The sequence below is a fragment of the Klebsiella quasipneumoniae subsp. quasipneumoniae genome, assembly GCF_020525925.1.
Taxonomy (GTDB): Bacteria; Pseudomonadota; Gammaproteobacteria; order Enterobacterales; family Enterobacteriaceae; genus Klebsiella; species Klebsiella quasipneumoniae.
Genome location: NZ_CP084876.1, coordinates 1,482,421 through 1,507,118 on the forward strand (window position 1 = coordinate 1,482,421; position 24,698 = coordinate 1,507,118).

General features: G+C 57.2%; 26 protein-coding genes. 18 read left to right on the top strand and 8 right to left on the bottom strand.

All coding sequences use genetic code 11. The features are described 5' to 3' along the window. The first annotated feature begins 31 nt into the window (after window positions 1–31). From hisJ to hisP, 4 genes are all read left to right on the top strand, one after another. Entirely contained in the window at window positions 32–814 is a 783-nt protein-coding gene (gene hisJ / locus LGM20_RS07335) for a histidine ABC transporter substrate-binding protein HisJ (RefSeq protein WP_002913209.1), read from the top strand. A 66-nt stretch (window positions 815–880) separates the two neighbouring features. Continuing rightward, window positions 881–1,567, top strand: coding sequence for a histidine ABC transporter permease HisQ (locus LGM20_RS07340; RefSeq protein ID WP_023290521.1), 687 nt, complete (start codon window positions 881–883; stop codon window positions 1,565–1,567). Then, window positions 1,564–2,280: a histidine ABC transporter permease HisM gene (gene hisM, locus LGM20_RS07345; protein WP_002913207.1), complete on the top strand. Its 717-nt coding sequence runs from the start codon at window positions 1,564–1,566 to the stop codon at window positions 2,278–2,280. Before LGM20_RS07340 ends, hisM begins: the two co-directional genes overlap by 4 nt. A gap of 7 nt (window positions 2,281–2,287) precedes the next feature. Further along, window positions 2,288–3,061: a histidine ABC transporter ATP-binding protein HisP gene (gene hisP / locus LGM20_RS07350; protein ID WP_002913206.1), complete on the top strand. Its 774-nt coding sequence runs from the start codon at window positions 2,288–2,290 to the stop codon at window positions 3,059–3,061. Window positions 3,062–3,066: 5 nt separating this feature from the next. On the opposite strand, the gene LGM20_RS07355 is transcribed toward hisP, so the two are convergent. Continuing rightward, complete coding sequence (locus tag LGM20_RS07355; protein ID WP_044524272.1) at window positions 3,067–3,594, bottom strand: GNAT family N-acetyltransferase; 528 nt, start codon at window positions 3,592–3,594, stop codon at window positions 3,067–3,069. A 128-nt stretch (window positions 3,595–3,722) separates the two neighbouring features. Here LGM20_RS07355 and LGM20_RS07360 point away from each other — a divergent pair, with 128 nt between their 5' ends. After that, window positions 3,723–3,830, top strand: a complete 108-nt coding sequence (locus LGM20_RS07360) for a hypothetical protein (protein ID WP_032429195.1) — start codon at window positions 3,723–3,725, stop codon at window positions 3,828–3,830. On the opposite strand, the gene LGM20_RS07365 is transcribed toward LGM20_RS07360, so the two are convergent. The 3 genes from LGM20_RS07365 to yfcG form a co-directional block, all read right to left on the bottom strand. Continuing rightward, window positions 3,810–4,703 carry a TIGR01777 family oxidoreductase gene (locus tag LGM20_RS07365; RefSeq protein ID WP_044524271.1) on the bottom strand — a complete coding sequence of 298 codons (894 nt, stop codon included), beginning with the start codon at window positions 4,701–4,703 and terminating at the stop codon, window positions 3,810–3,812. The genes LGM20_RS07360 and LGM20_RS07365 overlap by 21 nt on opposite strands. Window positions 4,704–4,721: 18 nt before the next feature. Continuing rightward, window positions 4,722–5,084 carry a dihydroneopterin triphosphate 2'-epimerase gene (gene folX, locus LGM20_RS07370; protein WP_002913200.1) on the bottom strand — a complete coding sequence of 121 codons (363 nt, stop codon included), beginning with the start codon at window positions 5,082–5,084 and terminating at the stop codon, window positions 4,722–4,724. A 65-nt stretch (window positions 5,085–5,149) separates the two neighbouring features. Continuing rightward, on the bottom strand, window positions 5,150–5,779 hold the full coding sequence (gene yfcG / locus LGM20_RS07375; protein WP_023290519.1) for a GSH-dependent disulfide bond oxidoreductase: 630 nt from the start codon (window positions 5,777–5,779) through the stop codon (window positions 5,150–5,152). A gap of 180 nt (window positions 5,780–5,959) precedes the next feature. Here yfcG and yfcF point away from each other — a divergent pair, with 180 nt between their 5' ends. From yfcF to yfcD, 3 genes are read left to right on the top strand one after another with little or no spacing between them, the layout of a single operon-like run. Beyond that, a complete protein-coding gene (gene yfcF / locus LGM20_RS07380) occupies window positions 5,960–6,604 on the top strand; it encodes a glutathione transferase (protein WP_032453600.1) in 645 nt (214 codons plus the stop codon). 56 nt (window positions 6,605–6,660) lie between these two features. Next, entirely contained in the window at window positions 6,661–7,212 is a 552-nt protein-coding gene (gene yfcE, locus LGM20_RS07385; RefSeq protein ID WP_023290517.1) for a phosphodiesterase, read from the top strand. A 57-nt stretch (window positions 7,213–7,269) separates the two neighbouring features. Then, window positions 7,270–7,821 carry an NUDIX hydrolase YfcD gene (gene yfcD / locus LGM20_RS07390; RefSeq protein WP_002913197.1) on the top strand — a complete coding sequence of 184 codons (552 nt, stop codon included), beginning with the start codon at window positions 7,270–7,272 and terminating at the stop codon, window positions 7,819–7,821. Window positions 7,822–7,911: 90 nt separating this feature from the next. Here the strand turns inward: yfcD and pta are convergent, their stop codons facing one another. Continuing rightward, window positions 7,912–10,059, bottom strand: a complete 2,148-nt coding sequence (pta, locus tag LGM20_RS07395) for a phosphate acetyltransferase (protein WP_032453599.1) — start codon at window positions 10,057–10,059, stop codon at window positions 7,912–7,914. A 199-nt stretch (window positions 10,060–10,258) separates the two neighbouring features. Continuing rightward, the gene (ackA, locus tag LGM20_RS07400) at window positions 10,259–11,461 is read right to left on the bottom strand and encodes an acetate kinase (RefSeq protein WP_008803940.1); all 1,203 of its coding nucleotides are present in this window, start codon (window positions 11,459–11,461) and stop codon (window positions 10,259–10,261) included. A gap of 338 nt (window positions 11,462–11,799) precedes the next feature. On the opposite strand from ackA, the gene yfbV reads away from it, so the two are divergent. The 4 genes from yfbV (at window position 11,800) to LGM20_RS07420 (ending at window position 15,417) form a co-directional block, all read left to right on the top strand. Then, window positions 11,800–12,255 carry a terminus macrodomain insulation protein YfbV gene (gene yfbV, locus LGM20_RS07405; RefSeq protein WP_002913194.1) on the top strand — a complete coding sequence of 152 codons (456 nt, stop codon included), beginning with the start codon at window positions 11,800–11,802 and terminating at the stop codon, window positions 12,253–12,255. Between the two features lie 87 nt (window positions 12,256–12,342). Continuing rightward, window positions 12,343–12,837: a YfbU family protein gene (locus tag LGM20_RS07410; RefSeq protein WP_023290515.1), complete on the top strand. Its 495-nt coding sequence runs from the start codon at window positions 12,343–12,345 to the stop codon at window positions 12,835–12,837. 11 nt (window positions 12,838–12,848) lie between these two features. Continuing rightward, on the top strand, window positions 12,849–13,508 hold the full coding sequence (locus LGM20_RS07415; RefSeq protein ID WP_023290514.1) for a sugar phosphatase: 660 nt from the start codon (window positions 12,849–12,851) through the stop codon (window positions 13,506–13,508). Window positions 13,509–13,584: 76 nt separating this feature from the next. Then, window positions 13,585–15,417, top strand: a complete 1,833-nt coding sequence (locus tag LGM20_RS07420; protein ID WP_044524269.1) for an SLC13 family permease — start codon at window positions 13,585–13,587, stop codon at window positions 15,415–15,417. A 45-nt stretch (window positions 15,418–15,462) separates the two neighbouring features. Here LGM20_RS07420 and yfbR read toward each other — a convergent pair whose 3' ends face one another. Then, window positions 15,463–16,062, bottom strand: a complete 600-nt coding sequence (gene yfbR / locus LGM20_RS07425; RefSeq protein WP_002913188.1) for a 5'-deoxynucleotidase — start codon at window positions 16,060–16,062, stop codon at window positions 15,463–15,465. Between the two features lie 81 nt (window positions 16,063–16,143). After that, window positions 16,144–17,361, bottom strand: a complete 1,218-nt coding sequence (gene alaA, locus LGM20_RS07430) for an alanine transaminase AlaA (protein WP_004201748.1) — start codon at window positions 17,359–17,361, stop codon at window positions 16,144–16,146. 877 nt (window positions 17,362–18,238) lie between these two features. Here alaA and LGM20_RS07435 point away from each other — a divergent pair. From LGM20_RS07435 to nuoF, 6 genes are all read left to right on the top strand, one after another. Then, on the top strand, window positions 18,239–19,165 hold the full coding sequence (locus tag LGM20_RS07435; protein ID WP_032453594.1) for a LysR family transcriptional regulator: 927 nt from the start codon (window positions 18,239–18,241) through the stop codon (window positions 19,163–19,165). Between the two features lie 650 nt (window positions 19,166–19,815). Next, the gene (nuoA, locus tag LGM20_RS07440) at window positions 19,816–20,262 is read left to right on the top strand and encodes an NADH-quinone oxidoreductase subunit NuoA (RefSeq protein ID WP_002913181.1); all 447 of its coding nucleotides are present in this window, start codon (window positions 19,816–19,818) and stop codon (window positions 20,260–20,262) included. A gap of 15 nt (window positions 20,263–20,277) precedes the next feature. Further along, window positions 20,278–20,952, top strand: a complete 675-nt coding sequence (gene nuoB, locus LGM20_RS07445) for an NADH-quinone oxidoreductase subunit NuoB (RefSeq protein ID WP_002913178.1) — start codon at window positions 20,278–20,280, stop codon at window positions 20,950–20,952. A gap of 87 nt (window positions 20,953–21,039) precedes the next feature. Continuing rightward, window positions 21,040–22,848, top strand: coding sequence for an NADH-quinone oxidoreductase subunit C/D (gene nuoC / locus LGM20_RS07450; protein ID WP_004201746.1), 1,809 nt, complete (start codon window positions 21,040–21,042; stop codon window positions 22,846–22,848). Window positions 22,849–22,850: 2 nt separating this feature from the next. Next, on the top strand, window positions 22,851–23,351 hold the full coding sequence (gene nuoE / locus LGM20_RS07455) for an NADH-quinone oxidoreductase subunit NuoE (RefSeq protein ID WP_002913160.1): 501 nt from the start codon (window positions 22,851–22,853) through the stop codon (window positions 23,349–23,351). Beyond that, window positions 23,348–24,685 (top strand): NADH-quinone oxidoreductase subunit NuoF, encoded by a 1,338-nt coding sequence (gene nuoF, locus LGM20_RS07460; RefSeq protein ID WP_002913158.1) that lies wholly within the window; start codon window positions 23,348–23,350, stop codon window positions 24,683–24,685. Before nuoE ends, nuoF begins: the two co-directional genes overlap by 4 nt. The last annotated feature ends 13 nt before the right edge of the window (window positions 24,686–24,698 follow it).

Below are 24,698 nucleotides of genomic sequence, written 5' to 3' on the forward strand. Positions count from 1 at the left end.
CCGTTAGAATGACAGTCTGTCGAGGATAGTTATGAAAAAACTGGCGTTGTCTCTCTCTTTAGCGCTGGCCCTTTCCAGCGTTTCCACGGTCTTTGCCGCTATTCCGCAAAAAATTCGTATCGGTACCGATCCGACTTATGCTCCCTTCGAATCGAAGAATGCGCAGGGGGAATTGGTGGGTTTTGATATCGATCTGGCAAAAGAGCTGTGTAAGCGTATTAATACCCAATGTACCTTTGTGGAAAACCCGCTGGATGCGCTGATCCCCTCTTTAAAAGCGAAGAAAATCGACGCGATTATGTCTTCGCTGTCGATTACCGAAAAGCGTCAACAGGAAATCGCTTTCACCGACAAACTGTATGCGGCTGATTCGCGTCTGGTGGTGAAAAAGGGCAGCCCCGTGACGCCGGACCTCGCCACTCTGAAGGGGAAGCGCGTGGGCGTGCTGCAGGGCACGACGCAGGAAACTTATGGTAATGAGCACTGGGCGCCGAAAGGTATCGAGATTGTCTCCTATCAGGGACAGGACAATATCTATTCCGACCTGACCGCCGGCCGTATTGATGCCGCTTTCCAGGATGAGGTCGCGGCCAGCGAAGGGTTCCTGAAACAGCCTATCGGTAAAGATTACCAGTTTGGCGGTCCGTCGATTAAAGACGAAAAGCTGTTCGGCGTCGGCACCGGTATGGGGCTGCGTAAGGAAGACAACGAACTGCGTGAAGCGCTGAATAAGGCGTTTGCAGAGATGCGTAAGGACGGCACCTACGACAAGCTGGCGAAAAAATATTTCGATTTTAACGTATACGGCGAATAATTCTCACGCCTCACCACTGCGCGTCCGATTCACGCGCAGTGGTGGATGACAGACAGGGTAGGCAGCATGCTGTATGGGTTTTCACAGGTTATTTTGCAGGGTGCGCTCGTCACCCTGGAGCTTGCGCTCAGCTCGGTCGTTCTCGCCGTCCTGATCGGGCTGGCGGGCGCGGGCGCAAAGCTATCGAGCAACCGTCCTCTGGCGCTGGTGTTTGAAGGCTATACCACACTGATCCGCGGCGTCCCCGACCTGGTGCTGATGCTGTTGATTTTCTACGGCCTGCAGATTGCGCTCAACAGCGTCACCGACGCGTTGGGCATGTCGCAGTTTGATATTGACCCGATGATCGCCGGGATAATTACCCTTGGCTTTATCTATGGCGCCTATTTTACGGAAACCTTCCGCGGCGCCTACCTGGCGGTGCCGAAGGGGCATATCGAAGCGGCCACCGCCTTTGGCTTCAGCGGCGGGCAGACGTTCCGGCGCATCCTGTTCCCGGCGATGATGCGCTACGCGCTGCCGGGGATCGGCAACAACTGGCAGGTTATCCTCAAGGCGACGGCGCTGGTCTCGCTGCTGGGGCTGGAGGATGTGGTCAAAGCCACGCAGCTGGCGGGCAAAAGCACCTGGCAGCCGTTCTACTTCGCCATCGTCTGCGGCCTGATTTATCTGGTGTTTACCACCCTGTCTAATGGCGTACTGCTGCTGCTCGAACGCCGCTATACCGTTGGCGTGAAGAGGGCTGACCTGTGATTGAAATTATTCAGGAGTACTGGAAATCACTGCTGTGGACCGACGGGTATCGCTTTACCGGCGTGGCGATTACCTTATGGTTGCTGATCTCTTCGGTGGTCATGGGGGGCATCCTGGCGGTCTTTCTGGCAATCGGCCGCGTTTCGAGCAATAAGTTCATCCAGTTTCCCATCTGGCTGTTTACTTACATATTTCGCGGCACGCCGCTGTACGTGCAGCTATTGGTCTTTTACTCCGGCATGTACACCCTGGAAATCGTCAAAGGCACTGAACTGCTGAACGCCTTTTTCCGCAGCGGGTTAAACTGTACGGTGCTGGCGCTGACCCTGAACACCTGCGCCTATACCACCGAAATTTTCGCCGGCGCGATCCGCTCGGTACCGGCGGGCGAAATTGAAGCGGCGCGGGCCTACGGCTTCTCTTCGGTCAAACTGTACCGCTGCATCATCCTGCCTTCCGCGCTGCGGATTGCGCTGCCGGCCTACAGTAACGAAGTGATCCTGATGCTGCACTCAACGGCGCTGGCGTTTACCGCCACGGTGCCGGATCTGCTGAAAATCGCCCGCGATATCAACTCGGCCACCTATCAGCCGTTCACCGCCTTCGGCATCGCCGCGGTGCTCTATTTAATTATCTCGTATGTGCTGATTAGCTTGTTCCGCAAAGCGGAAAAGCGCTGGTTGCAGCATATCAAACCTTCTTCAACGCATTGAGAACGCCATGTCCGACAATAAATTAAACGTTATCGATCTGCATAAACGCTATGGGGAACACGAGGTGCTGAAGGGCGTCTCGCTGCAGGCGAAAGCCGGGGACGTTATCAGTATCATCGGTTCATCGGGTTCCGGGAAAAGTACCTTTTTGCGTTGTATTAACTTCCTTGAAAAACCGAGCGAAGGCACGATCGTCGTCAGCGGCCAGAATATTGGCCTGGTACGGGATAAAGACGGCCAGCTGAAGGTAGCCGACAAGAACCAGCTGCGCCTGCTGCGCACCCGGTTGACCATGGTGTTTCAGCATTTCAATCTGTGGAGCCATATGACGGTGCTGGAGAACGTCATGGAGGCGCCGATTCAGGTGCTGGGCTTAAGCAAACAGGAAGCGCGCGAACGGGCGGTAAAATACCTGGCCAAGGTCGGGATAGACGAACGTCAGCAGGCGAAATACCCGGTGCATCTTTCCGGCGGCCAGCAGCAGCGTGTCTCTATTGCCCGCGCGCTGGCGATGGAGCCGGAGGTGCTGCTGTTTGATGAGCCGACCTCCGCGCTGGATCCGGAGCTGGTGGGCGAAGTGTTACGCATTATGCAGCAGCTGGCGGAAGAGGGGAAAACCATGGTGGTGGTGACCCACGAAATGGGCTTTGCCCGCCACGTCTCTTCGCATGTCATTTTCCTGCATCAGGGAAAAATTGAAGAAGAAGGGCATCCGGACGCGCTGTTCGGCGCGCCGAAAAGCCCGCGCCTGCAGCAGTTTCTGAAAGGTTCGCTGAAATAAACGGCTCACCCGGCGTCCGCGGGCGCCGGGTGGGATCCACGCTCCAGCCGGTAGATCCAGTCATCGTAATCGACGCCGTTCAGATGATAGGCTTTCTCCAGCACCTGCGTGCGTACAAAGCCCTGCTTCTCCAGCAGGCGCGATGAGCCACGATTCTCTGCCAAAACCCAGGCATTGATAGCCCGCACCCCCAGCGTACTGAAACCATAATCGCAGATCGCCTGCAGCGCTTCGCTGGCATACCCTTTTCCCTGAGCCTCGGGCAGCAGCGCATAGCCGACGTCGGCCTCGTGCGGATTTTTAGGGCTGACGCGAAGCCCAATATCGCCCAGCGCATCGCCGCGCTGATTACGCAGAACATACACGCCGGGATCGGCGCAGCGACTGGCGAACACGCTGCGCAACGCCTCCTCGCTTAACATTTCGCCCATAAAACGCATCACCTGCGGATCCTGGCGCAGGCGCAGAAAAAAGGGCCAGTCATCGGTAACAAAGCGGGTAAGCGAAAGGCGAGGCGTGGTGATGGTCGTCATAAAGCAGTCAATACAAAGAAGGAAAGGCCTACCTTAGCACTTTACTCCGCCTGTTAACACCGGCGAACCGGCCCGCTGTCGATGAACTCAGGCGCTTCAGGGCGCGGGTTGCCCGGGATAGGGCGACGCTGCAGCGCCAGGCTGAGACCATCCTGGCGTGGGGCATTAGCCAGCAGAATGGAATCAGGGGAGCCAATGCCCCCCCTTGTCAGCCATTAACTCAGCACATCCTTTAGCGCTTCGTCGAGATCGTACCAGCGGAAGGCGAAGCCGGCGGCTTCCAGCCGCTTAGGCAGCGCGCGCTGACCGCCGAGCACCAGGACGGCGGATTCGCCCATCAGCAGGCGGATGGCGGCGGCGGGGACGCGGAAAATCGCCGGTCGATTGAGCGCATGACCCAGCGCGTGGGCGAACTGCTCGTTATGCACGGGATAGGGCGAAACCATATTGAACGGGCCGCGCAGATCGTTATCCAGCAGCCACAGAATGCCGTTAACCATATCGTCGATATGGATCCAGGCCAGGTACTGTCTGCCGCTGCCGATAGGCCCGCCGAGGCCGAGCTTAAAGGCTGGGGTCATTTTGCCGAGAATACCGCCCCGCGGCGCCAGTACCACGCCGGTGCGCAGCAGACAGACGCGAGTGCGCTCGCTTTGCGCTTCGCAGGCAATTTGCTCCCAGCGGGCGCAGAGCTTATGGGTAAACTCATTGTGCGGCGGCTCTTCTTCGGTCACCACCCCTTCGCCGAGGTCGCCGTAATAGCCGGTGGCTGACCCGCTGATCAGCACGGAGGGAGGGGTGTCGCTGGCGTGGATCAGGCCCACCAACCGCTGAGTGAGATCCCAGCGACTATGGCATAAGCGCTGTTTCTGTTCGGCGGTCCAGCGTTTATCGGCGATGGGTTCGCCCGCCAGATTGATGACGGCATCGATGTCATTGAGGTGGTGATGGCCCTCGAAATCGCGCCACAGCGTGACGCGCGGATCGAGACGGGCGCGGGCGGTATCCGGATGCCGGGTGGAGACCGTGACGCTATGCCCGAGCTCCAGCAATCTGGGTATCAGATGTCGGCCAATCAGGCCGGTACCACCAGTAAGCAGGATCTTCATACCACCTCCCTGACATGGTTAGCGCCGCCAGCTCATGGTCATGGATACCGAGTCGGCATAGCGCAGCGCGTGAAGTTTATCGATCTCCACTTCAGCATATGTGACCCAGTGATGTTCGCATGCGATATTCAGCACATCCTGAGTTAATTTTTCCAGCAGCGAAAAACGACCATTCTCAAGATGGCTGATGATGCGTTTGGTAATGGTGCGGTAGTTCAACGCATCATTAATGTCCTCGCTGTCGCGCGCTTTATCGGCAGGGTAGTGAATGGCCACATTCACCACCACGTCCTGGCGGTTGGCGATCTCTTCCTCTTTAATACCAATAAAAGTACGCAGGCGCAGGTTCTTAATACGAATAATGGCGTCTGGTTGAGACATTGCAGGCTTCCTCCGTGGTGTAAGTCCTGCAATCATACAACAAAGCGCGACGGGCGAGCAGGGGGTTAATAAGACTGAATTTTTAGCATCGCTTCCACCGTCGCCGGCCGCTGCTTAATGCGCTCATACCAGTTATGCACCGCCGGATAGTTCGCCAGATCGATCCGCTGGCGGACATGGCAGTTCACCCAGGGCCAGGCGGCGATGTCGGCGATGCTGTAGTGGTCCCCGCCCAGCCACGGGCTGGATCCCAGGCGGTGATTCAGTACCCCGTAGAGTCGCTGGGTTTCCACCTGAAAACGCTCAATCGCGTAGGGCACGGTTTGCGGCGCTGAGTGGGAAAAATGCTGATTTTGCCCTAGCATCGGTCCCAGGCCGCCGACCTGCCAGAACAGCCACTGCAGGGTGGTATAGCGCGCCCGCAGCTCCCCGCTCAGCAGCTTGCCGCTTTTTTCCGCCAGATAGAGCAGAATGGCGCCGGACTCAAAGACGCTCAACGGCGCGCCGCCGTCGGCAGGCATGTGGTCGACGATAGCCGGAATTTTGTTATTCGGCGAAATCGCCAGAAACTGCGGATGAAACTGCTCCCCTTTACCGATATCGACCCGGATTAGCCGATAAGCCAGCTGCGCCTCTTCGAGAAAGAGGGTGATTTTGTGGCCGTTTGGGGTGGGCGCATAGTAGAGATCGATCATAATATTTCCCGCCGTCGTGGGTCGCAAACTGATCGAGTATAGGTGAAGCTGCGCGACCCGGGAGAAAATCCGCGAGCGGCGCGTCGGTCTGTCGCCAGCCACGCAGCGGGCGAGCAGTGACATCGCCTGTAAGACAGGCTATGTTGGTTTATTGCCCTGTCTACCAACCCTGAGGAAGCTATGAGCCAGCCTGTGATTACCCTGTGGTCCGATGCCGATTTTTTCTCACCGTACGTGATGTCTGTCTATGTCGCGCTGCAGGAAAAGAGCCTGCCTTTTAGCCTTAAAACCATCGACCTGAACCGCGGCGAACATCTGCAGGCCGGCTGGACGGGCTATGCCGCCACCCGTCGCGTACCGCTGCTTGAGGTTGACGATTTCGCGCTGAGCGAGTCTTCGGCGATTACCGAATATCTGGATGAACGTTTCGCGCCGCCTGAGTGGGAGCGCCTTTATCCACACGATCTGCAAAAGCGGGCCCGCGCCCGGCAGATCCAGGCCTGGCTGCGCAGCGATCTGGTGCCCATTCGTGAAGAGCGATCCACCGCCGTGGTGTTTGGCGGAGTGAAAATGCCGGCGCTCAGCGAGGCAGGCAAGCGGTCGGCGGAAAAACTGTTTGCCACCGCGACCACACTGCTGGCCCACGGCGGGCAAAATTTATTCGGCGAATGGTCTATTGCCGACGCCGACCTGGCGCTGATGCTCAATCGTCTGGTTCTCAATGGCGATGAGGTGCCGGAGGCGCTGGCGGATTATGCGGCGTTCCAGTGGCAGCGGGCCTCAATCCAGCGTTACGTGGCGCTTTCCGCCAAACGCGGAGGCTGATAACCCGCTGCGCTTCCGCTATCATAGAGGCATCGTAACCAGTGGAGATGGAACCTATGAAGCTGATGTTTGCCTCCGATATTCATGGTTCGCTGCCCGCCACGGAACGCGTGCTTGAACGTTTCGCGCAAAGTGGCGCCAGGTGGCTGATCATCCTCGGCGATGTGCTTAATCACGGACCGCGCAACGCGTTGCCGGAAGGCTATGCGCCGGCGGAGGTGGCCGAGCGGCTGAACAGCGTGGCGGAGCGCATCATTGCCGTCCGCGGTAACTGCGACAGCGAAGTGGATCAAATGCTGCTTCGTTTTCCCATGACCGCGCCCTGGCAGCAGGTGCTTGGCGAAGGCTATCGCCTGTTTCTGACCCACGGTCATCTGTATAGCCCGGACAATTTGCCGCCACTTGCCGCTGGCGATGTCCTGGCGTATGGCCATACTCATATTCCGGTTGCTGAAAAACGCGGGGCGATCTCTCTGTTTAATCCAGGCTCAGTGAGTATCCCGAAAGGGGGATATTCCGCCAGCTATGGGCTACTGGATGAGGGGCGTCTGCAGGTTTTAGCACTCAATGATAATCAGGTTATTGCAGAGGTCGCAATTTACCCGTAATTTAGCCCTCAATCATAAAGACGCGCCGCAAGAGCGCTTTTAAAGTAAGGTTTCCTGATGGCGGAACAGAATCATTTGGCAAGCACAGAATGGGTCGATATTGTTAATGAAAACAATGAGGTGATAGCACAGTCCAGCCGCGAGCAGATGCGCGCGCAGTGCCTGCGCCACCGGGCGACCTATATCGTCGTTCACGACGGAATGGGGAAAATTCTGGTGCAGCGACGCACCGAGACAAAAGACTTTCATCCGGGCATGCTGGATGCCACCGCCGGCGGCGTCGTGCAGGCTGATGAGCAATTGCTGGAGTCGGCCCGCCGCGAGGCGGAAGAGGAGTTAGGCATCGCCGGGGTGCCGTTCGCTGATCACGGCCAGTTCTACTACGAAGATAAATTCTGCCGCGTCTGGGGAAGCCTGTTCAGCTGCGTTTCCCACGGGCCGTTTGCCCTGCAGGAAGAAGAGGTAAGCGAGGTGTGCTGGTTAACGCCGGAAGAGATCACCGCCCGCTGCGATGAGTTCACGCCCGACTCCCTGAAAGCGCTGGCGCTGTGGATGACCCGCAACGCCGGTAACGAGTATGATGACGCGGAAGAGAGCGAGCGCGAATAATCGCGCGAACGCGTGGCAGCAAACGCTGTTCGCCTCCTGACAAAAAAAGGCAGCCATCTGGCTGCCTTTTGCTTTTCTCTCAGCGAGCGATTACTTCTGCTGCTGAGCTGACTGAATCGCGGTCAGTGCGATGGTGTAGACGATATCGTCTACCAGCGCGCCACGAGACAGATCGTTGACCGGCTTGCGCATACCCTGCAGCATCGGCCCGATGGAGATCAGGTCGGCAGAGCGTTGTACCGCTTTGTAAGTGGTGTTACCGGTGTTCAGATCCGGGAAGATGAACACGGTCGCGCGGCCAGCTACCGGCGAGTTCGGCGCTTTGGATTTCGCGACGTCAGCCATCACCGCGGCGTCATACTGCAGCGGACCGTCGATCATCAGGTCAGGACGTTTTTCCTGCGCCAGGCGGGTCGCTTCGCGGACTTTTTCTACATCGCTACCCGCGCCGGAAGTACCGGTGGAGTAGGAGAGCATCGCCACGCGCGGTTCGATGCCGAAGGCAATCGCGGAGTCAGCAGACTGAATCGCGATTTCCGCCAGCTGCTCTGCGGTCGGATCCGGGTTGATCGCGCAGTCGCCGTAAACGTAAACCTGTTCCGGCAGCAGCATGAAGAACACCGAAGAGACCAGCGAGCTGCCCGGTGCGGTTTTGATCAGCTGCAGCGGCGGACGAATGGTGTTGGCGGTGGTGTGTACCGCGCCGGACACCAGGCCGTCGACTTCGTCTTGTTCCAGCATCAGGGTGCCGAGAACCACGTTATCTTCCAGCTGCTCGCGGGCGACCGCTTCGGTCATGCCCTTGCTCTTACGCAGTTCGACCAGGCGAGCCACGTAGCTTTCGCGTACCACTTCCGGGTCGACGATTTCGATACCGGCGCCCAGCTCAACGCCCTGCGCTGCCGCAACACGGTTGATCTCATCCGGGTTACCCAGCAGCACACAGGTGGCGATCCCGCGTTCGGCGCAGATAGCGGCGGCTTTCACGGTACGCGGCTCGTCGCCTTCCGGCAGAACCACGCGTTTGCCGGCTTTGCGCGCCAGCTCGGTCAGCTGGTAGCGGAAGGCTGGCGGGGAGAGACGACGGCTGCGCTCGGAGGTCGCGGTCAGCGATTCGATCCAGTCGGCGTTGATGTAGTTGGCGACGTATTCCTGAACTTTCTCAATGCGCTCGTGATCGTCAACCGGTACTTCGAGGTTGAAGCTCTGCAGGCTCAGGGAGGTCTGCCAGGTGTTGGTGTTGACCATGAATACCGGCAGGCCGGTGGCGAAGGCGCGTTCGCACAGCTTGCTGATGCGCGCGTCCATTTCATAGCCGCCGGTCAGCAGGATGGCGCCGATTTCCACGCCGTTCATCGCAGCCAGGCAGGCGGCAACCAGCACGTCAGGACGATCTGCGGAGGTAACCAGCAGCGAGCCCGCGCGGAAGTGCTCCAGCATGTGCGGGATGCTGCGCGCGCAGAAGGTCACGGATTTGACGCGGCGGGTGTTGATGTCGCCTTCGTTGATGATGGTCGCATTCAGGTGATGGGCCATGTCGATCGCGCGGGTGGCGATCAGATCGAAGCTCCACGGTACGGCGCCCAGCACCGGCAGCGCGCTGCCGTTTTGCAGCTGAGCCGGGTCGATCTTCACGACTTTCGCTTTGGATGAGTCGTCGAAGATTTCTGACAGGTCAGGACGGGTACGGCCCTGCTCGTCGACCGGCGCATTCAGTTTGTTGATGATAACGCCGGTGATGCTGGTGTTTTTCGCGCCGCCAAAGCTGTTGCGGGTCAGTTCAATACGCTCGTTCAGCTGTTCTGGCGTATCGGTGCCCTGCGACATCACGAAGACGATTTCCGCGTTCAGGGTTTTGGCGATTTCAAAGTTCAGCGCCTGGGCGAACTGATGCTTACGGGTCGGCACCAGGCCTTCCACCAGTACTACTTCCGCGTCCTGAGTGTTCGCGTGGTAGTTGGCGATGATCTCTTCCATCAGCACATCTTTCTGATTGCTGGAGAGCAGAGACTCAACGTGGTTCATCTTCAGCGGTTCAGCAGCGGTGGTGGTGGAGGAGCTGGCGCGAACGATGGTGGTGGTCTGGTCCGGGGCATCGCCGCCGGAGCGCGGCTGGGCGATAGGTTTAAAGACACTCAGACGAACGCCTTTGCGTTCCATAGCGCGGATCACACCGAGGCTGACGCTGGTCAGGCCTACGCTGGTACCGGTAGGAATTAACATGATAGTACGGGACACGGTATATCCTCTTTCGTTACCGCCAGTATCAGGCGGGATACAAAACAGCACCACCAGCGACCCGTCATACTCCACGTTGCACGTGCGTTGGCTCTACTTGCTCACCCCGGTCGCGTACGCGCTGTACGCGCCGGGGATCTGCTGTGTCGCCGCCTTCCTGCAGCTCGAAGTATTGTGGGTCAGGGCTGGCGGTGTGGAATTATGCGGTCAGACGGCTGGCGTCTTGCGCGATGACCAGCTCTTCGTTGGTCGGGATAACCACGGCAGGACGGGTGCCTTCTTTGTTGATGAAGCCAGACTTGCCGAAGCGGGCAGCCAGGTTACGCTCATGGTCAACTTCAAAGCCCAGTACGCCCAGTTTGCCCAGCGACAGCTCACGCACCATCGCGGCGTTTTCACCGATGCCGCCGGTGAAGATCACGGCGTCGAGACGGCCGTCCATCAGCGCGGTGTAGGAGCCGATGTATTTCGCCAGGCGGTGGCAGTAGACGTCCATCGCGCGTTTAGCGTCGGCTTTTTCCTGGTAGTTGTCTTCCACGTAGCGGCAGTCGCTGGTGACTTCGGTCAGGCCCAGCAGGCCGGACTCTTTGGTCAGCATTTTGTTGATGGCGTCAACGCTCATGCCCAGGGTGTCGTGCAGATGGAAGATGATGGCCGGATCGATATCGCCGGAGCGGGTACCCATCACCAGGCCTTCCAGCGGGGTCAGACCCATGGAGGTGTCAACGCACTTGCCGTTACGAATAGCGGAAACCGAACCACCGTTGCCGAGGTGGCAGGTGATGATGTTCAGCTCTTCAACCGGCTTGTTCAGGATCTTAGCGGCTTCCTGAGTCACGTAGAAGTGGCTGGTGCCGTGCGCGCCGTAACGACGAACGCCGTGCTCTTTGTACAGGCTGTACGGCAGGGCGTAGAGATAGGATTCTTCCGGCATGGTCTGGTGGAACGCCGTATCGAATACTGCCACGTTTTTGTCTTTCAGGTGCGGGAAGGATTTCAGCGCTTCAGCGATGCCGATCAGGTGTGCCGGGTTGTGCAGCGGGGCGAAGGACGCGGCGTCTTTAATGCCCTGAATCACGGACTCGTCGATGACTACGGAGCTGGTGTATTTTTCGCCGCCGTGGACGATACGGTGGCCGATTGCGGTCAGCTGAGCAGACAGTTCTGGTTTTTGTGCCAGAATAGTGTTAACGATAAAGTTCAGTGCTTCGCTGTGCGCGGCGCCCGCGCCTAATTCGGCTTCTTGTTTGCCGCCGTCAATTTTCCATTTGATACGGGCTTCCGGCAGGTGGAAGCATTCCGCTAAACCGGACAGGTATTCGTCGCCGTTCACGGCGTCAAGGATAGCAAATTTCAGAGAGGAGCTACCGCAGTTCAGAACCAGTACTAACTTACTCGACATGGAAGTACCTTTTTATGATACGTGGCTAAAAAAACGTCAGTGTGTCATTAGCGTAGCGCAGGATGACCTCGACATTTATGATTAACATCATGCCTTGTTCTGTTTTCAGGCACGATGAGATAAGTACATTTGATTTTATGCCATTTTGCATAATTTTCAGCCAATGGCAGAATATGCGATAATTTGACTAGCCTGGCAAAAGAGTCTATCCGCCCTTTCAGGCGGGCACAGGATACCTGATTGCGGTATCCTTTGCCAAAATCTTTTGAACGATGTCATGCATAGTTGGTGTTTTGCACGAATTTTTTAAGTTTTATATGTAAAGTTGAGGTAAAGCCATGTCGACCCCTGAGAAACGCCCCGTTAGCTTCTTTAGCTTGTTCAACCGCGGGCAGCACTACGCCAAGACCTGGCCTCTCGACAAGCGCCTCGCGCCGGTATTTATCGAAAACCGCATCATTCGTGCCACCCGCTACGCCATCCGCATCATGCCGCCGATCGCCATTTTCACTCTCTGCTGGCAGATAGCGCTGGGCGGCCAGCTGGGTCCCGCCGTGGCCACCGCGCTGTTTGCATTGAGCCTGCCGATGCAGGGGTTATGGTGGTTGGGTAAACGTTCAGTGACGCCGCTGCCGCCTTCCATTCTTAACTGGTTCTACGAAGTACGCGGCAAACTGCAGGAGGCGGGGCAGGCGCTGGCGCCTGTCGAAGGCAAGCCCGATTATCAGGCGCTGGCTGACACGCTTAAGCGCGCCTTCAAACAACTCGATAAAACTTTCCTTGATGATTTGTAATTCACTACGGAAAACGCATATAAAAGAAGGCGCATGATTTATGCGCCTTCTTTATTTCACGCCCTACCGTGCTACAGGAGTCACAACATGGAAATGACCAATGCGCAGCGTCTGATTTTATCCAATCAGTACAAAATGATGACGATGCTCGACCCGGACAATGCGGAGCGCTACCGTCGTCTGCAAACCATCATTGAGCGTGGGTATGGGCTGCAGATGCGTGAACTGGACCGCGAGTTCGGCCAGTTGACGGAAGAAACCTGCCGTACCGTTATCGACATCATGGAGATGTACCACGCGCTACACGTCTCCTGGACCAACCTGAAAGACGCGGAGGGTATCGACGAGCGTCGGGTCACCTTCCTCGGCTTTGATGCCGCCACCGAAGCGCGTTTTCTCGGCTACGTGCGCTTTATGGTCAATGTTGAAGGCCGTTACAGCCACTTTGACGCCGGCACCCATGGCTTTAACTCGCAGACCCCGATGTGGGAGAAATATCAGCGGATGCTGAGCGTCTGGCACGCCTGCCCGCGCCAGTATCATCTGAGCAGTAACGAAATTAACCAAATCATCAATGCCTGAGGGAGGTGCCCGTGCAGTGTAAAGGTTTCCTGTTCGATTTAGACGGGACGCTGGTGGATTCCTTGCCGGTGGTGGAGCGTTCATGGTGCAAGTGGGGGGATCGTTTCGCCATCGACCATGATGAAATTCTCAGTTTTATTCACGGCAAGCAGGCCATTACCTCCATTCGCCATTTTATGCCGGGTCGCAGCGAGGAGGATATCCAGGCCGAATTCCGTTATCTCGAGCAGATGGAAGCCACTGATATCGAAGGCATCGTCGCCCTGCCGGGGGCGTTAGCCCTGCTGAATTCGCTCAATGAGGCTGGGATCCCGTGGGCGATTGTCACCTCCGGCTCGATTCCGGTTGCGCACGCGCGTCACCGCGCGGCGGGCCTGCCGATGCCGGAGGTGTTTGTCACCGCTGAGCAAGTGAAGCACGGCAAGCCGGCGCCGGACGCCTATCTGCTGGGCGCCGAGCGGCTGGGGCTGCCTGCCGGGGAGTGCGCGGTGGTGGAAGATGCGCCGGCGGGGCTGCTCTCCGGGCTGACGGCAGGCTGTCGCACCATCGCGGTCAAGGTGCCTGCCGATGCCCCCCGTCTGGATGAAGCCGACCTCGTGCTGAGCAGCCTGGAAGATCTGCTGGTTGAACGCCAGGCCGACGGCGTGGTGAATGTGCGTCTTAAAGCGTAAACCCATGATTTCGCCCCGCGTCGTCGGGGCTTTTTTATGCCACTATGTCGACTCCCACTTGTGACAAGGAAACGTTGTGAACGGTGAATTGATTTGGGTTTTATCCCTCCTGGCCATCGCGGTTGTGCTGTTTGCTACCGGCAAGGTGCGCATGGATGCTATCGCCCTGATGGTCATTGTCGCCTTTGTCCTCAGCGGCACGCTGACGCTGACCGAAGCTTTTTCCGGGTTCAGCGATCCTAACGTGATCCTGATTGCCGCCCTGTTTATTATCGGCGACGGCCTCGTGCGTACCGGGGTAGCCACCAAGATGGGCGCCTGGCTGGTGAGCGTAGCAGGCAACAGCGAAACCAAAATGCTGATCTACCTGATGCTCACCGTCGCCGGGCTGGGCGCGTTTATGAGCTCCACCGGCGTGGTCGCCATTTTCATTCCGGTGGTCCTTAGCGTCTCGGCGCGGATGAATACCTCCCCCTCGCGGCTGATGATGCCGCTGAGCTTTGCCGGGCTTATCAGCGGGATGATGACCCTGGTGGCGACGCCGCCCAACCTGGTGGTCAACAGCGAACTGCTGCGCGAAGGGCTGCACGGCTTCAGTTTTTTCAGCGTCACGCCGATTGGCCTGGTGGTGCTGATCCTGGGCATCGTCTATATGCTGGCGGTGCGCTTTATGCTGAAGACGGATAATGGCGAATCCGCGCGCGATGGACGAAAAAGAAGCACCTTCCGCGATTTGATTCGCGAATATCACCTCACCGGCCGCGCCCGCCGGCTGGCGATCCGACCCGGTTCGCCGATGATCGGTCAGCGGCTGGATGATTTAAAGCTGCGTGAGCGCTACTGTGCCAACGTCATCGGCGTTGAGCGCTGGCGGCGGTTCCGTCGGGTGATTGTTAACGTCAACGGGGTATCGGAATTTCGCGCCCGCGACGTCCTGCTGATCGATATGTCCGCCTCCGATGTCGACCTGCGCCAGTTCTGCGGCGAGCAAATGCTCGAGCCGATGGTGCTGCGCGGCGAGTATTTTGCCGATCAGGCGCTGGATGTGGGGATGGCGGAGGTGGCGCTGATCCCGGATTCAGAGATGATAGGCAAAACGGTGCGTGAGATAGCCTTCCGCACCCGGTTTGGTCTCAATATCGTCGGCATGAAGCGCGATGGCAAAGCGATGGATGGTTCCGTGGTCGATGAGCCGCTGCAGCTCGGCGATATCCTGCTGGTGGTCGGCAACTGGCGGCAAATTGCCCTGCTGGCGAAGCGCGGTCGGGATTTCGTGGTGCTCAATATGCCGGTTGAGGTCGATGACGCTTCGCCGGCCCACAGCCAGGCTCCGCACGCGATTTTCTGTCTGGTGCTGATGGTGGCCCTGATGCTGACGGATGAAATCCCCAACCCTATCGCCGCGATCATCGCCTGTCTGCTGATGGGCAAATTCCGCTGCATCAACGCCGAAAGCGCCTACAAGGCGATCCACTGGCCGAGCATTATTCTGATTGTCGGGATGATGCCGTTTGCCCTGGCCTTGCAGAAAACCGGTGGGGTGGATCTGGTGGTCAAGGGACTGATGGACGTTGCCGGAGGCGAGGGGCCTTATCTGATGCTCGGCTGCCTGTTTGTGATGTGCGCGGCGATAGGCCTGTTTATCTCTAACACGGCCACCGCTGTGCTGATGGCGCCTATTGCCTTAGCGGCGGCGAAGTCGATGGGCGTGTCGCCCTATCCCTTTGCCATGGTGGTGGCGATGGCGGCTTCGGCGGCGTTTATGACCCCGGTCTCCTCGCCGGTCAACACCCTGGTGCTTGGCCCGGGTAAGTATTCCTTCAGCGACTTTGTAAAGATTGGCGTGCCCTTTACCGTGCTGGTAATGGTGGTCTGCGTCCTGCTGATCCCGGTGCTCTTCCCGTTTTAAGGTATGCAGGCCGGGTAGGGGGCGACCGCTGCCCGGCCTGAAAAATTACAGCGGCGAATCCTGGCTGATTTCATCCAGCGACAGCTGGAAGCTCGGGACAAACACCTGCATAAAATAATCCATCTCCGCGCTGCGCCGCGACGCCAGCGTTTTTTCCAGACGGCCTTTGGCCAGCAGAAATTCATTGTTGCCCGCCGACAGCTCTTCGAGGCATTTCAGGTAGGCGCAGAGGGCGTCAGCCTGTTTGACGATCGACTGCTCTTCCTCACTGTAGTGATGCTCGTCAATCAGCGGTTCGAAAATATCGCGCAGCTCGTCAGGCACCATATCCACCAGCTTCTGCTGGGCGATTTTCTCAATCGCCTTATACTCCTGGGCAATCTGCGAATTGAAATATTTCACCGGAGTAGGGAGATCGCCAGTTAAGACTTCCGAGGCGTCATGGTACATCGCTAACAAGGCGATACGCTCGGCGTTGACCTGGCCGCCGAATTTGCGGTTTTTGATCGCCGCCAGCGCGTGGGCGACCATCGCCACCTGCAGGCTGTGCTCGGAGACATTTTCAGTGCGCACGTTGCGCATCAGCGGCCAGCGGTTAATCAGTTTCAGACGGGAGAGGTGGGCAAAGAAATGACTCTGACTCATAGGAACCCTTAATCAGTGACAACATCGGGTTCCATTGTGCGCAGGGATCGCCGCCGGATGCAAATGCCGGCGGCGGCACGATTACAGCTGATGGTAGCCGGAGAGGAAGCGGCCGAAGCGGGAGATCGCCATCTCCAGGTCGTCTTCGCGAGGCAGGGTCACAATGCGTACGTGATCCGGCCACGGCCAGTTAAAGGCAGTACCCTGCACCAGCAGCACTTTCTCCTGCAGCAGGAAATCGAGCACCATTTTCTGGTCATCGTGAATATTGAAGCGTTTGGCGTCGATTTTCGGGAACATGTACAGCGCGCCTTTTGGCTTCATGCAGGAGACGCCCGGAATATCGTTGATCAACTCCCAGGCGCGGTTGCGCTGTTCATACAGACGCCCGCCGGGAATGATGAATTCGCTGATACTCTGGTAGCCGCCCAGCGCCGTCTGGATAGCATGCTGGGCCGGCACGTTGGCGCACAGACGCATTGACGCCAGCATTTCCAGTCCTTCGATATAGCCTTTCGCATGTTTTTTCGGGCCATTCAGCACCATCCAGCCCTGACGGAAGCCGGCGACGCGGTAAGTTTTCGACAGTCCGTTGAAGGTCACCGTCAGCAGATCGGGCGCCAGAGCGGCAATGGAGTGATGCTGGGCTTCGTCGTAGAGGATCTTGTCGTAGATCTCATCGGCGAAAATAATCAGGTTGTGCTGGCGGGCGATCTCCACGATCTCCTGCAGCAGTTCTTTGGAATAGACCGCGCCGGTGGGGTTGTTGGGGTTGATGATCACGATCCCGCGGGTGCGAGGCGTAATTTTAGCGCGGATATCGTCAAGATCCGGGAACCAGTCAGAGGATTCGTCACACAGATAGTGCACCGCTTTACCGCTGGAAAGGGACACCGCCGCCGTCCACAGCGGGTAGTCCGGGGCGGGAACCAGCATCTCATCGCCGCTGTTTAACAGCGCCTGCATCGCCTGGACAATCAGTTCGGACACGCCGTTGCCGATGTAAATATCTTCCACGGTGACATCGCGCATTCCCCGCGCCTGGTAATGCTGCATGATGGCTTTACGCGCCGAGTACAATCCTTTCGAATCGCAGTAACCCTGGGCGGTAGGCAGATTGCGGATGACGTCGACGAGGATCTCGTCAGGGGCTTCGAAGCCGAAGGGCGCCGGGTTGCCGATGTTCAGTTTCAGAACCTTATTGCCTTCTTCTTCAAGACGTTTCGCTTCTTTCAGAACCGGGCCGCGGATGTCATAACAGACGTTCTCTAACTTGCTGGATTTTTCGATGGGGGACATGAATCTTGACCTTTTAGCTGTTATCGCCACTCCCTGCCGTGGAAGTCAGCACGGAACAATGTACTCCGCCTCCCCGCTGTTTTGAAGGCTTTGCAGGAGAAGATTTTGCTAACGCAGGATTTTAAGCGTAATTGATTTATCTGCTGCTTGCTGATTTTTCCTGTGGTTTATGCCTTTTCATGGCATTTTTTCGGTCGTCTATGTTGAGGTAGTGCCTTTTTTACCATCATTTATCTGGTTTGTTTGTCGGGTAAACGGGGGGGCTGAAGAATGGATGGCCGCAAAAAAACGCTATCCTTAATGTAATAGCGGTTGATTTGTAATCTTGATGTTAAGTAATTTTAATAAAAAACTGTGCGCAAGCGCATTATTATTATTTTTGACAGGTAATAATCTGAGGTTTGTTAATTTATATTAAATGTTGAAAAAAATTTAAAATTAACTCAGTTAATCCTTATTAAGGCTTATAAAAAGGATGGGAATCGGTTAGAATATCGCCGTTAATATCAGTGCTAGTCGGTATGATTTACGGCTGAATTGGTATCTAATATATTGTTATTACAGAATTTTATTGTTCGTTTTTCGCCAGAAAAGAAGTCCGGCGAAAGAGAGGCTTTCTCACCACCACTGTGCGATTTCCCGGGGCGACGTATGACGCCTTGCTGGCCGTGGTAATTAATAATAATGAGGAATACGAACAATATATTACTCCGGTGTTCTGCGCATTTGCTCAGATGAGTACTTTGGCATGTAATAACGTTCGTCCAGTTGTTTATCCGCCATCTGACGGTGAGCACAAGGCTCAGGGAATAGCCGGAAACCTGGCGTAAAGCATCAACAAGGCAGGTCAGCGTTAGCCACCTGTAAGTGAAGAAAGATGATTAATACAACACGTCCGATACTCAACCTCGATCTCGATCTGCTGCGCACCTTTGTAGCCGTCGCTGATTTGAACACCTTCGCCGCCGCCGCCGCCGCAGTGTGCCGTACCCAGTCCGCGGTCAGCCAGCAAATGCAACGCCTGGAGCAGCTGGTTGGCAAGGAGCTTTTCGCTCGTCACGGACGCAATAAACTGCTGACCGAGCAGGGCATTCAGCTGCTGGGCTATGCCCGCAAAATCCTGCGCTTTAACGATGAAGCCTGCATGTCGCTGATGTATGGCAGTCTGCAGGGGGGACTGACTATCGGCGCGTCGGAAGAAACCGCTGATACTATCCTGCCGTTTCTGTTAAACCGCATCGGCTGCTTCTATCCCAGAATGACGCTGGAGATTAAAGTCCATCCCCACGCCGTCATCATGGCGATGCTGAGCGGGGGAGAGGTCGATCTGGCATTAACCACCCATCAGCTTCCCGGTTTTACCGCTTTCACGCTGAGAACATCGCCTACCCTCTGGTACTGTGCGGCGGACTACGTGCTGGCGAAAGGGGAGTCGATCCCCCTGATCCTGCTCGAAGAGCCTGGCCCGTTCCGTGAGGACATCATCGCCGCGCTGGAGGCTGCCCGCGTCTCCTGGCATCTGGCCCACGGCGCCTCGTCGCTCTCCGGGGTGAAAGCGGCAGTGAAAGCCGGGCTGGGGGTCACCGCGCGTCCGGTCGAAATGATGAGCCCGGATTTGCGCGTGGCCGGCATTAGCGATGGCCTGCCGGTCCTGCCGGATACCCGGTACGTCGTCAGCTGCAATCCGCAGACGGTGAGCGAACTACCGCAGGCGATTTTTCAGTCTCTGAGCCAGGAGAGCGATCCCTGGCGCGCGGGGCCGGCACTTACTCCGGAAGAGGGAGGAAGCACCTTCATTTTGTGAGGTTATGTTGCTAACAAAGATCACAAAAACTGGTAACAGAATGTAAGTGTCCAAAAAGAGCCTCAGGGCTGGGTTTCTCGTCTGGTGGCTCTTTTTTTTGCACTCTTATTGATGTTTTGAATCTTTTTTTTATTTCTTTGCAGAAAAATCAGCATATTGGCGTGACCGGGCGCTCACCTTGCCGACTTTTTCCTGCACTTTCAACACTTCCTGCTAATGTTAAAAAACCGGATGGATTGTTGCCGATTTCCTGGGGTAATTAACAAAACCGTGTCGCAGATCAAGAAAATACCCCTCTTTGGGGGGAGGAATCGAGGCTAAATCCTGTCAAAATAGCAGGGATTTTTGATTTACGACGGAAACGGACACGATTCAACAACACTAAAACCGAACAGTATGCAAGGTTATTTCGCATAAAAGGGCATTTAATGTTAATGAAAAGATTCCAATGTAAATTAATGTTATGAAAACTTTTGTTAAAGTTGACAAAAGGTTAAAGAAAGGGGTAAAAAGCCACGGCATCTGGGCTTCTCACATCTTCCAGGGACGCTTTTTTGCACGGTTATTTTTTATTCCTCCCGTGAAACGCTGTGGCGTTCATCTGCCAGTAAGAGCAGAGGGTTTTGGCGCTACACTTTTTTGGTTAAGCAATGCGTATGTCAACATCCACTGAAGTCATCGCTCATCACTGGGCATTCGCTATATTTCTCATCATCGCTATCGGTCTGTGCTGCCTGATGCTCGTCGGCGGCTGGTACCTTGGCGGTCGCGCGCGCGCGCGTAGCAAAAACACGCCGTTTGAATCGGGGATCGACTCCGTTGGTTCGGCCCGCTTACGTCTTTCTGCGAAGTTTTATCTGGTTGCCATGTTCTTCGTGATCTTCGACGTGGAAGCCCTGTATCTCTACGCATGGTCGACCTCCATCCGCGAGAGCGGCTGGGTCGGCTTTGTGGAAGCCGCAATTTTCATTTTAGTGCTACTGGCTGGTCTGGTTTATCTCGTTCGCATCGGCGCACTGGACTGGACGCCTGCGCGTTCCCGTCGCACGCTGGTTAACCCGGAAACAGACAGTCCCACTAACCGTCATATGCAGTAAAAGCGAGGCAATAAGATGGATTATACGCTCACCCGCATAGATCCTAACGGTGAGAACGACCGTTACCCCCTGCAGAAACAGGAGATCGTTACCGACCCCCTGGAGCAGGAAGTCAACAAAAGCGTGTATATGGGGAAACTCGAACACGCGCTGCATGACATGGTGAACTGGGGCCGTAAGAACTCAATTTGGCCGTATAACTTCGGCCTTTCTTGCTGTTATGTGGAAATGGTGACGTCATTCACTGCGGTGCATGACGTTGCGCGCTTTGGGGCCGAAGTTCTGCGCGCCTCTCCGCGTCAGGCGGACCTGATGGTGGTCGCCGGAACCTGCTTCACCAAAATGGCGCCGGTTATTCAGCGTCTCTATGATCAGATGCTGGAGCCGAAGTGGGTGATCTCCATGGGCGCCTGCGCGAACTCCGGCGGCATGTACGACATCTATTCCGTCGTCCAGGGCGTGGATAAATTCATTCCGGTCGATGTGTACATCCCGGGCTGCCCGCCGCGTCCGGAGGCCTATATGCAGGCGCTGATGCTGCTGCAGGAGTCCATTGGTAAAGAACGTCGTCCGCTCTCATGGGTGGTTGGCGATCAGGGCGTCTATCGCGCCAATATGCAGTCGGAACGCGAGCGTAAACGCGGCGAACGTATTGCAGTGACCAATCTGCGGACGCCGGACGAGATTTAATTTGCGCCTGCGGGCGGGAGAACCACTTCGCAAATCAATCTACAACAGCGCGAAGTCTCGCCCGGCAGTCACCACGGACCTTTTGCAATGGTGAACAATATGACCGATTTAACCGCGCATGACGCCGCACCAGCCTGGCAAACCCGCGATCACCTTGATGACCCGGTGATCGGCGAACTGCGCAACCGCTTTGGGCCGGATGCCTTTACCGTTCAGCCAACCCGCACCGGCGTACCGGTGGTATGGGTCAAGCGCGAACAGCTGCTTGAGGTGGGTGATTTCCTGAAGAAATTGCCGAAGCCTTACGTGATGCTGTTTGACCTGCACGGCATGGACGAACGTCTGCGCACGCACCGCGATGGCCTGCCCGCCGCGGATTTTTCCGTTTTCTATCACCTGATTTCCATCGACCGCAACCGCGACATCATGCTCAAGGTGGCGCTGTCTGAAAACGATCTGCATCTGCCGACCTTCACCAAACTGTTCCCCAACGCCAACTGGTATGAGCGTGAAACCTGGGAAATGTTTGGTATTACCTTCGATGGCCACCCGAACCTGCGTCGCATCATGATGCCGCCGACCTGGGAAGGCCACCCGCTGCGTAAAGACTACCCGGCGCGCGCCACCGAATTCGATCCGTTTGAGCTGACCAAAGCCAAACAGGATCTGGAGATGGAAGCGCTGACTTTCAAACCGGAAGAGTGGGGCATGAAGCGCGGCACCGACAACGAGGACTTCATGTTCCTCAACCTCGGTCCGAACCACCCCTCCGCGCACGGTGCGTTCCGCATTATTCTGCAGCTGGATGGCGAAGAGATCGTCGACTGCGTGCCGGACATCGGTTACCACCACCGCGGCGCCGAGAAGATGGGCGAGCGCCAGTCCTGGCACAGCTACATCCCGTACACCGACCGTATTGAATACCTTGGCGGCTGCGTCAACGAGATGCCGTACGTGCTGGCCGTGGAAAAACTGGCCGGGATCACCGTGCCGGATCGCGTCAACGTGATCCGCGTAATGCTCTCCGAACTGTTCCGCATCAACAGCCACCTGCTGTATATCTCTACCTTTATTCAGGACGTCGGCGCGATGACCCCGGTCTTCTTCGCCTTTACCGATCGGCAGAAAATCTACGATCTGGTGGAAGCGATCACCGGTTTCCGTATGCACCCGGCGTGGTTCCGCATCGGCGGCGTCGCGCACGATCTGCCGCGCGGCTGGGATCGTCTGCTGCGTGAGTTCCTCGAGTGGATGCCGAAGCGTCTGGACTCCTATGAAAAAGCCGCCCTGCGCAACACCATTCTGAAGGGCCGTTCCGTCGGCGTGGCAGCCTATACCGCTAAAGAGGCGCTGGAGTGGGGCACCACCGGCGCAGGCCTGCGCGCCACCGGTATCGGCTTCGACGTGCGTAAATGGCGTCCTTATTCTGGCTATGAAAACTTCGACTTCGAAGTCCCGACCGGGGGCGGCGTCTCTGACTGCTACACCCGCGTGATGCTGAAAGTCGAAGAGCTGCGCCAGAGCCTGCGCATTCTTCAGCAGTGCCTCGACAATATGCCGGAAGGGCCGTTCAAAGCGGATCACCCGCTGACCACGCCGCCGCCGAAAGAGCGCACGCTGCAGCATATCGAAACCCTGATCACCCACTTCCTGCAGGTATCGTGGGGCCCGGTCATGCCGGCCAACGAATCCTTCCAGATGATTGAGGCGACCAAGGGGATTAACAGTTACTACCTGACCAGCGACGGCAGCACCATGAGCTACCGTACCCGCGTCCGCACGCCGAGCTTTGCGCACCTGCAGCAGATCCCGTCGGCGATCCGCGGCAGCCTGGTATCCGACCTGATCGTCTATCTGGGTAGTATCGATTTTGTTATGTCAGACGTGGACCGCTAATTATGCACGAGAATCAACAACCACAAACCGAGGCTTTTGAGCTGAGTGCGGCAGAGCGTGAGGCTATTGAGCACGAGAAGCACCACTACGAAGACCCGCGTGCGGCGTCCATCGAAGCGCTGAAAATTGTTCAGAAACAGCGCGGCTGGGTGCCGGATGGCGCGATCTACGCTATTGCCGATGTGCTGGGCATCCCGGCCAGCGACGTCGAAGGCGTGGCGACGTTCTACAGCCAGATTTTCCGCCAGCCGGTTGGCCGTCACGTGATCCGCTACTGCGACAGCGTGGTGTGCCACATTACCGGCTATCAGGGGATTCAGGCCGCCATCGAGAAGAAGCTGAACATCAAGCCAGGGCAGACCACCTTTGATGGCCGCTTTACCCTGCTGCCGACCTGCTGCCTGGGCAACTGCGACAAGGGACCGACCATGATGATTGATGAGGACACTCACAGCCATCTGACGCCGGAGGCAATTCCTGACCTTCTGGAGCAGTACAAATGAAAACCGTAATTCGTACTGCGGAAACGCATCCGCTCACCTGGCGCCTGCGCGACGACAAGCAGCCGGTCTGGCTGGACGAGTATCGCAGCAAAAATGGCTATGAAGGGGCGCGAAAAGCGCTGACCGGCATGGCGCCGGACGAGATCGTCACGGCGGTAAAAGACGCTGGCCTGAAAGGGCGCGGCGGCGCGGGCTTCTCCACCGGTCTGAAGTGGAGCCTGATGCCGAAAGACGAGTCCATGAACATCCGTTACCTGCTGTGTAACGCCGATGAAATGGAGCCGGGCACCTATAAAGACCGCCTGCTGATGGAGCAACTGCCGCACCTGCTGGTGGAAGGCATGCTGATCTCCGCGTTTGCGCTGAAGGCCTACCGCGGCTACATCTTCCTGCGCGGAGAGTATATCGAAGCGGCCCAGCATCTGCGCCGCGCGATTGCCGAAGCCACCGAGGCGGGCCTGCTGGGGAAAAACATCCTCGGCACCGGTTTTGACTTCGAGCTGTTTGTCCACACCGGGGCAGGGCGCTATATCTGCGGCGAAGAGACGGCGCTGATTAACTCCCTGGAAGGTCGCCGCGCTAACCCGCGCTCCAAGCCGCCGTTCCCGGCGAGCTCCGGCGTGTGGGGTAAGCCGACCTGCGTCAACAACGTGGAAACCCTGTGCAACGTGCCGGCGATTTTGGCCAACGGCGTTGAGTGGTACCAGAACATCTCCACCAGTAAAGATGCCGGCACCAAGCTGATGGGCTTCTCCGGCCGCGTGAAGAACCCGGGCGTCTGGGAGCTGCCGTTCGGCACCACTGCCCGCGAGATCCTGGAGGATTACGCCGGCGGCATGCGCGATGGCCTGAAGTTTAAAGCCTGGCAGCCGGGTGGGGCAGGGACCGACTTCCTCACCGAAGCGCACCTCGATCTGCCGATGGAGTTCGAAAGCATTGGTAAAGCGGGCAGCCGTCTGGGCACCTCGCTGGCGATGGCCGTTGACCACGAGATCAACATGGTCTCGCTGGTGCGCAACCTCGAAGAGTTCTTCGCCCGCGAGTCCTGCGGCTGGTGTACGCCGTGCCGCGATGGGCTGCCGTGGAGCGTGAAGATCCTGCGCGCCCTGGAGCGCGGCGAAGGCCAGCCTGGCGATATCGAAACCCTTGAGCAACTGTGTCGATTCCTGGGCCCGGGTAAAACCTTCTGCGCGCACGCGCCGGGCGCGGTTGAGCCGCTGCAGAGCGCGATTAAATATTTCCGCGAAGAATTCGAGGCTGGCATTAAGCAGCAGTTCAGCAATACCCATGCAATCAACGGGATTCAGCCGAACCTGCTTAAGACGCGCTGGTAATCTAAAGGTTTTT

Excerpts from the sequence above, each read along its gene's own strand:
- hisJ (WP_002913209.1), top strand. The coding sequence starts at position 32 with ATGAAAAAACTGGCGTTGTCTCTCTCTTTAGCGCTGGCCCTTTCCAGC.
- LGM20_RS07340 (WP_023290521.1), top strand. The coding sequence starts at position 881 with ATGCTGTATGGGTTTTCACAGGTTATTTTGCAGGGTGCGCTCGTCACC.
- hisP (WP_002913206.1), top strand. The coding sequence starts at position 2,288 with ATGTCCGACAATAAATTAAACGTTATCGATCTGCATAAACGCTATGGG.
- LGM20_RS07355 (WP_044524272.1), bottom strand. The coding sequence starts at position 3,594 with ATGACGACCATCACCACGCCTCGCCTTTCGCTTACCCGCTTTGTTACC.
- LGM20_RS07365 (WP_044524271.1), bottom strand. The coding sequence starts at position 4,703 with ATGAAGATCCTGCTTACTGGTGGTACCGGCCTGATTGGCCGACATCTG.
- folX (WP_002913200.1), bottom strand. The coding sequence starts at position 5,084 with ATGTCTCAACCAGACGCCATTATTCGTATTAAGAACCTGCGCCTGCGT.
- yfcG (WP_023290519.1), bottom strand. The coding sequence starts at position 5,779 with ATGATCGATCTCTACTATGCGCCCACCCCAAACGGCCACAAAATCACC.
- yfcF (WP_032453600.1), top strand. The coding sequence starts at position 5,960 with ATGAGCCAGCCTGTGATTACCCTGTGGTCCGATGCCGATTTTTTCTCA.
- yfcE (WP_023290517.1), top strand. The coding sequence starts at position 6,661 with ATGAAGCTGATGTTTGCCTCCGATATTCATGGTTCGCTGCCCGCCACG.
- yfcD (WP_002913197.1), top strand. The coding sequence starts at position 7,270 with ATGGCGGAACAGAATCATTTGGCAAGCACAGAATGGGTCGATATTGTT.
- ackA (WP_008803940.1), bottom strand. The coding sequence starts at position 11,461 with ATGTCGAGTAAGTTAGTACTGGTTCTGAACTGCGGTAGCTCCTCTCTG.
- yfbV (WP_002913194.1), top strand. The coding sequence starts at position 11,800 with ATGTCGACCCCTGAGAAACGCCCCGTTAGCTTCTTTAGCTTGTTCAAC.
- LGM20_RS07410 (WP_023290515.1), top strand. The coding sequence starts at position 12,343 with ATGGAAATGACCAATGCGCAGCGTCTGATTTTATCCAATCAGTACAAA.
- yfbR (WP_002913188.1), bottom strand. The coding sequence starts at position 16,062 with ATGAGTCAGAGTCATTTCTTTGCCCACCTCTCCCGTCTGAAACTGATT.
- alaA (WP_004201748.1), bottom strand. The coding sequence starts at position 17,361 with ATGTCCCCCATCGAAAAATCCAGCAAGTTAGAGAACGTCTGTTATGAC.
- LGM20_RS07435 (WP_032453594.1), top strand. The coding sequence starts at position 18,239 with ATGATTAATACAACACGTCCGATACTCAACCTCGATCTCGATCTGCTG.
- nuoA (WP_002913181.1), top strand. The coding sequence starts at position 19,816 with ATGCGTATGTCAACATCCACTGAAGTCATCGCTCATCACTGGGCATTC.
- nuoB (WP_002913178.1), top strand. The coding sequence starts at position 20,278 with ATGGATTATACGCTCACCCGCATAGATCCTAACGGTGAGAACGACCGT.
- nuoC (WP_004201746.1), top strand. The coding sequence starts at position 21,040 with ATGGTGAACAATATGACCGATTTAACCGCGCATGACGCCGCACCAGCC.
- nuoE (WP_002913160.1), top strand. The coding sequence starts at position 22,851 with ATGCACGAGAATCAACAACCACAAACCGAGGCTTTTGAGCTGAGTGCG.
- nuoF (WP_002913158.1), top strand. The coding sequence starts at position 23,348 with ATGAAAACCGTAATTCGTACTGCGGAAACGCATCCGCTCACCTGGCGC.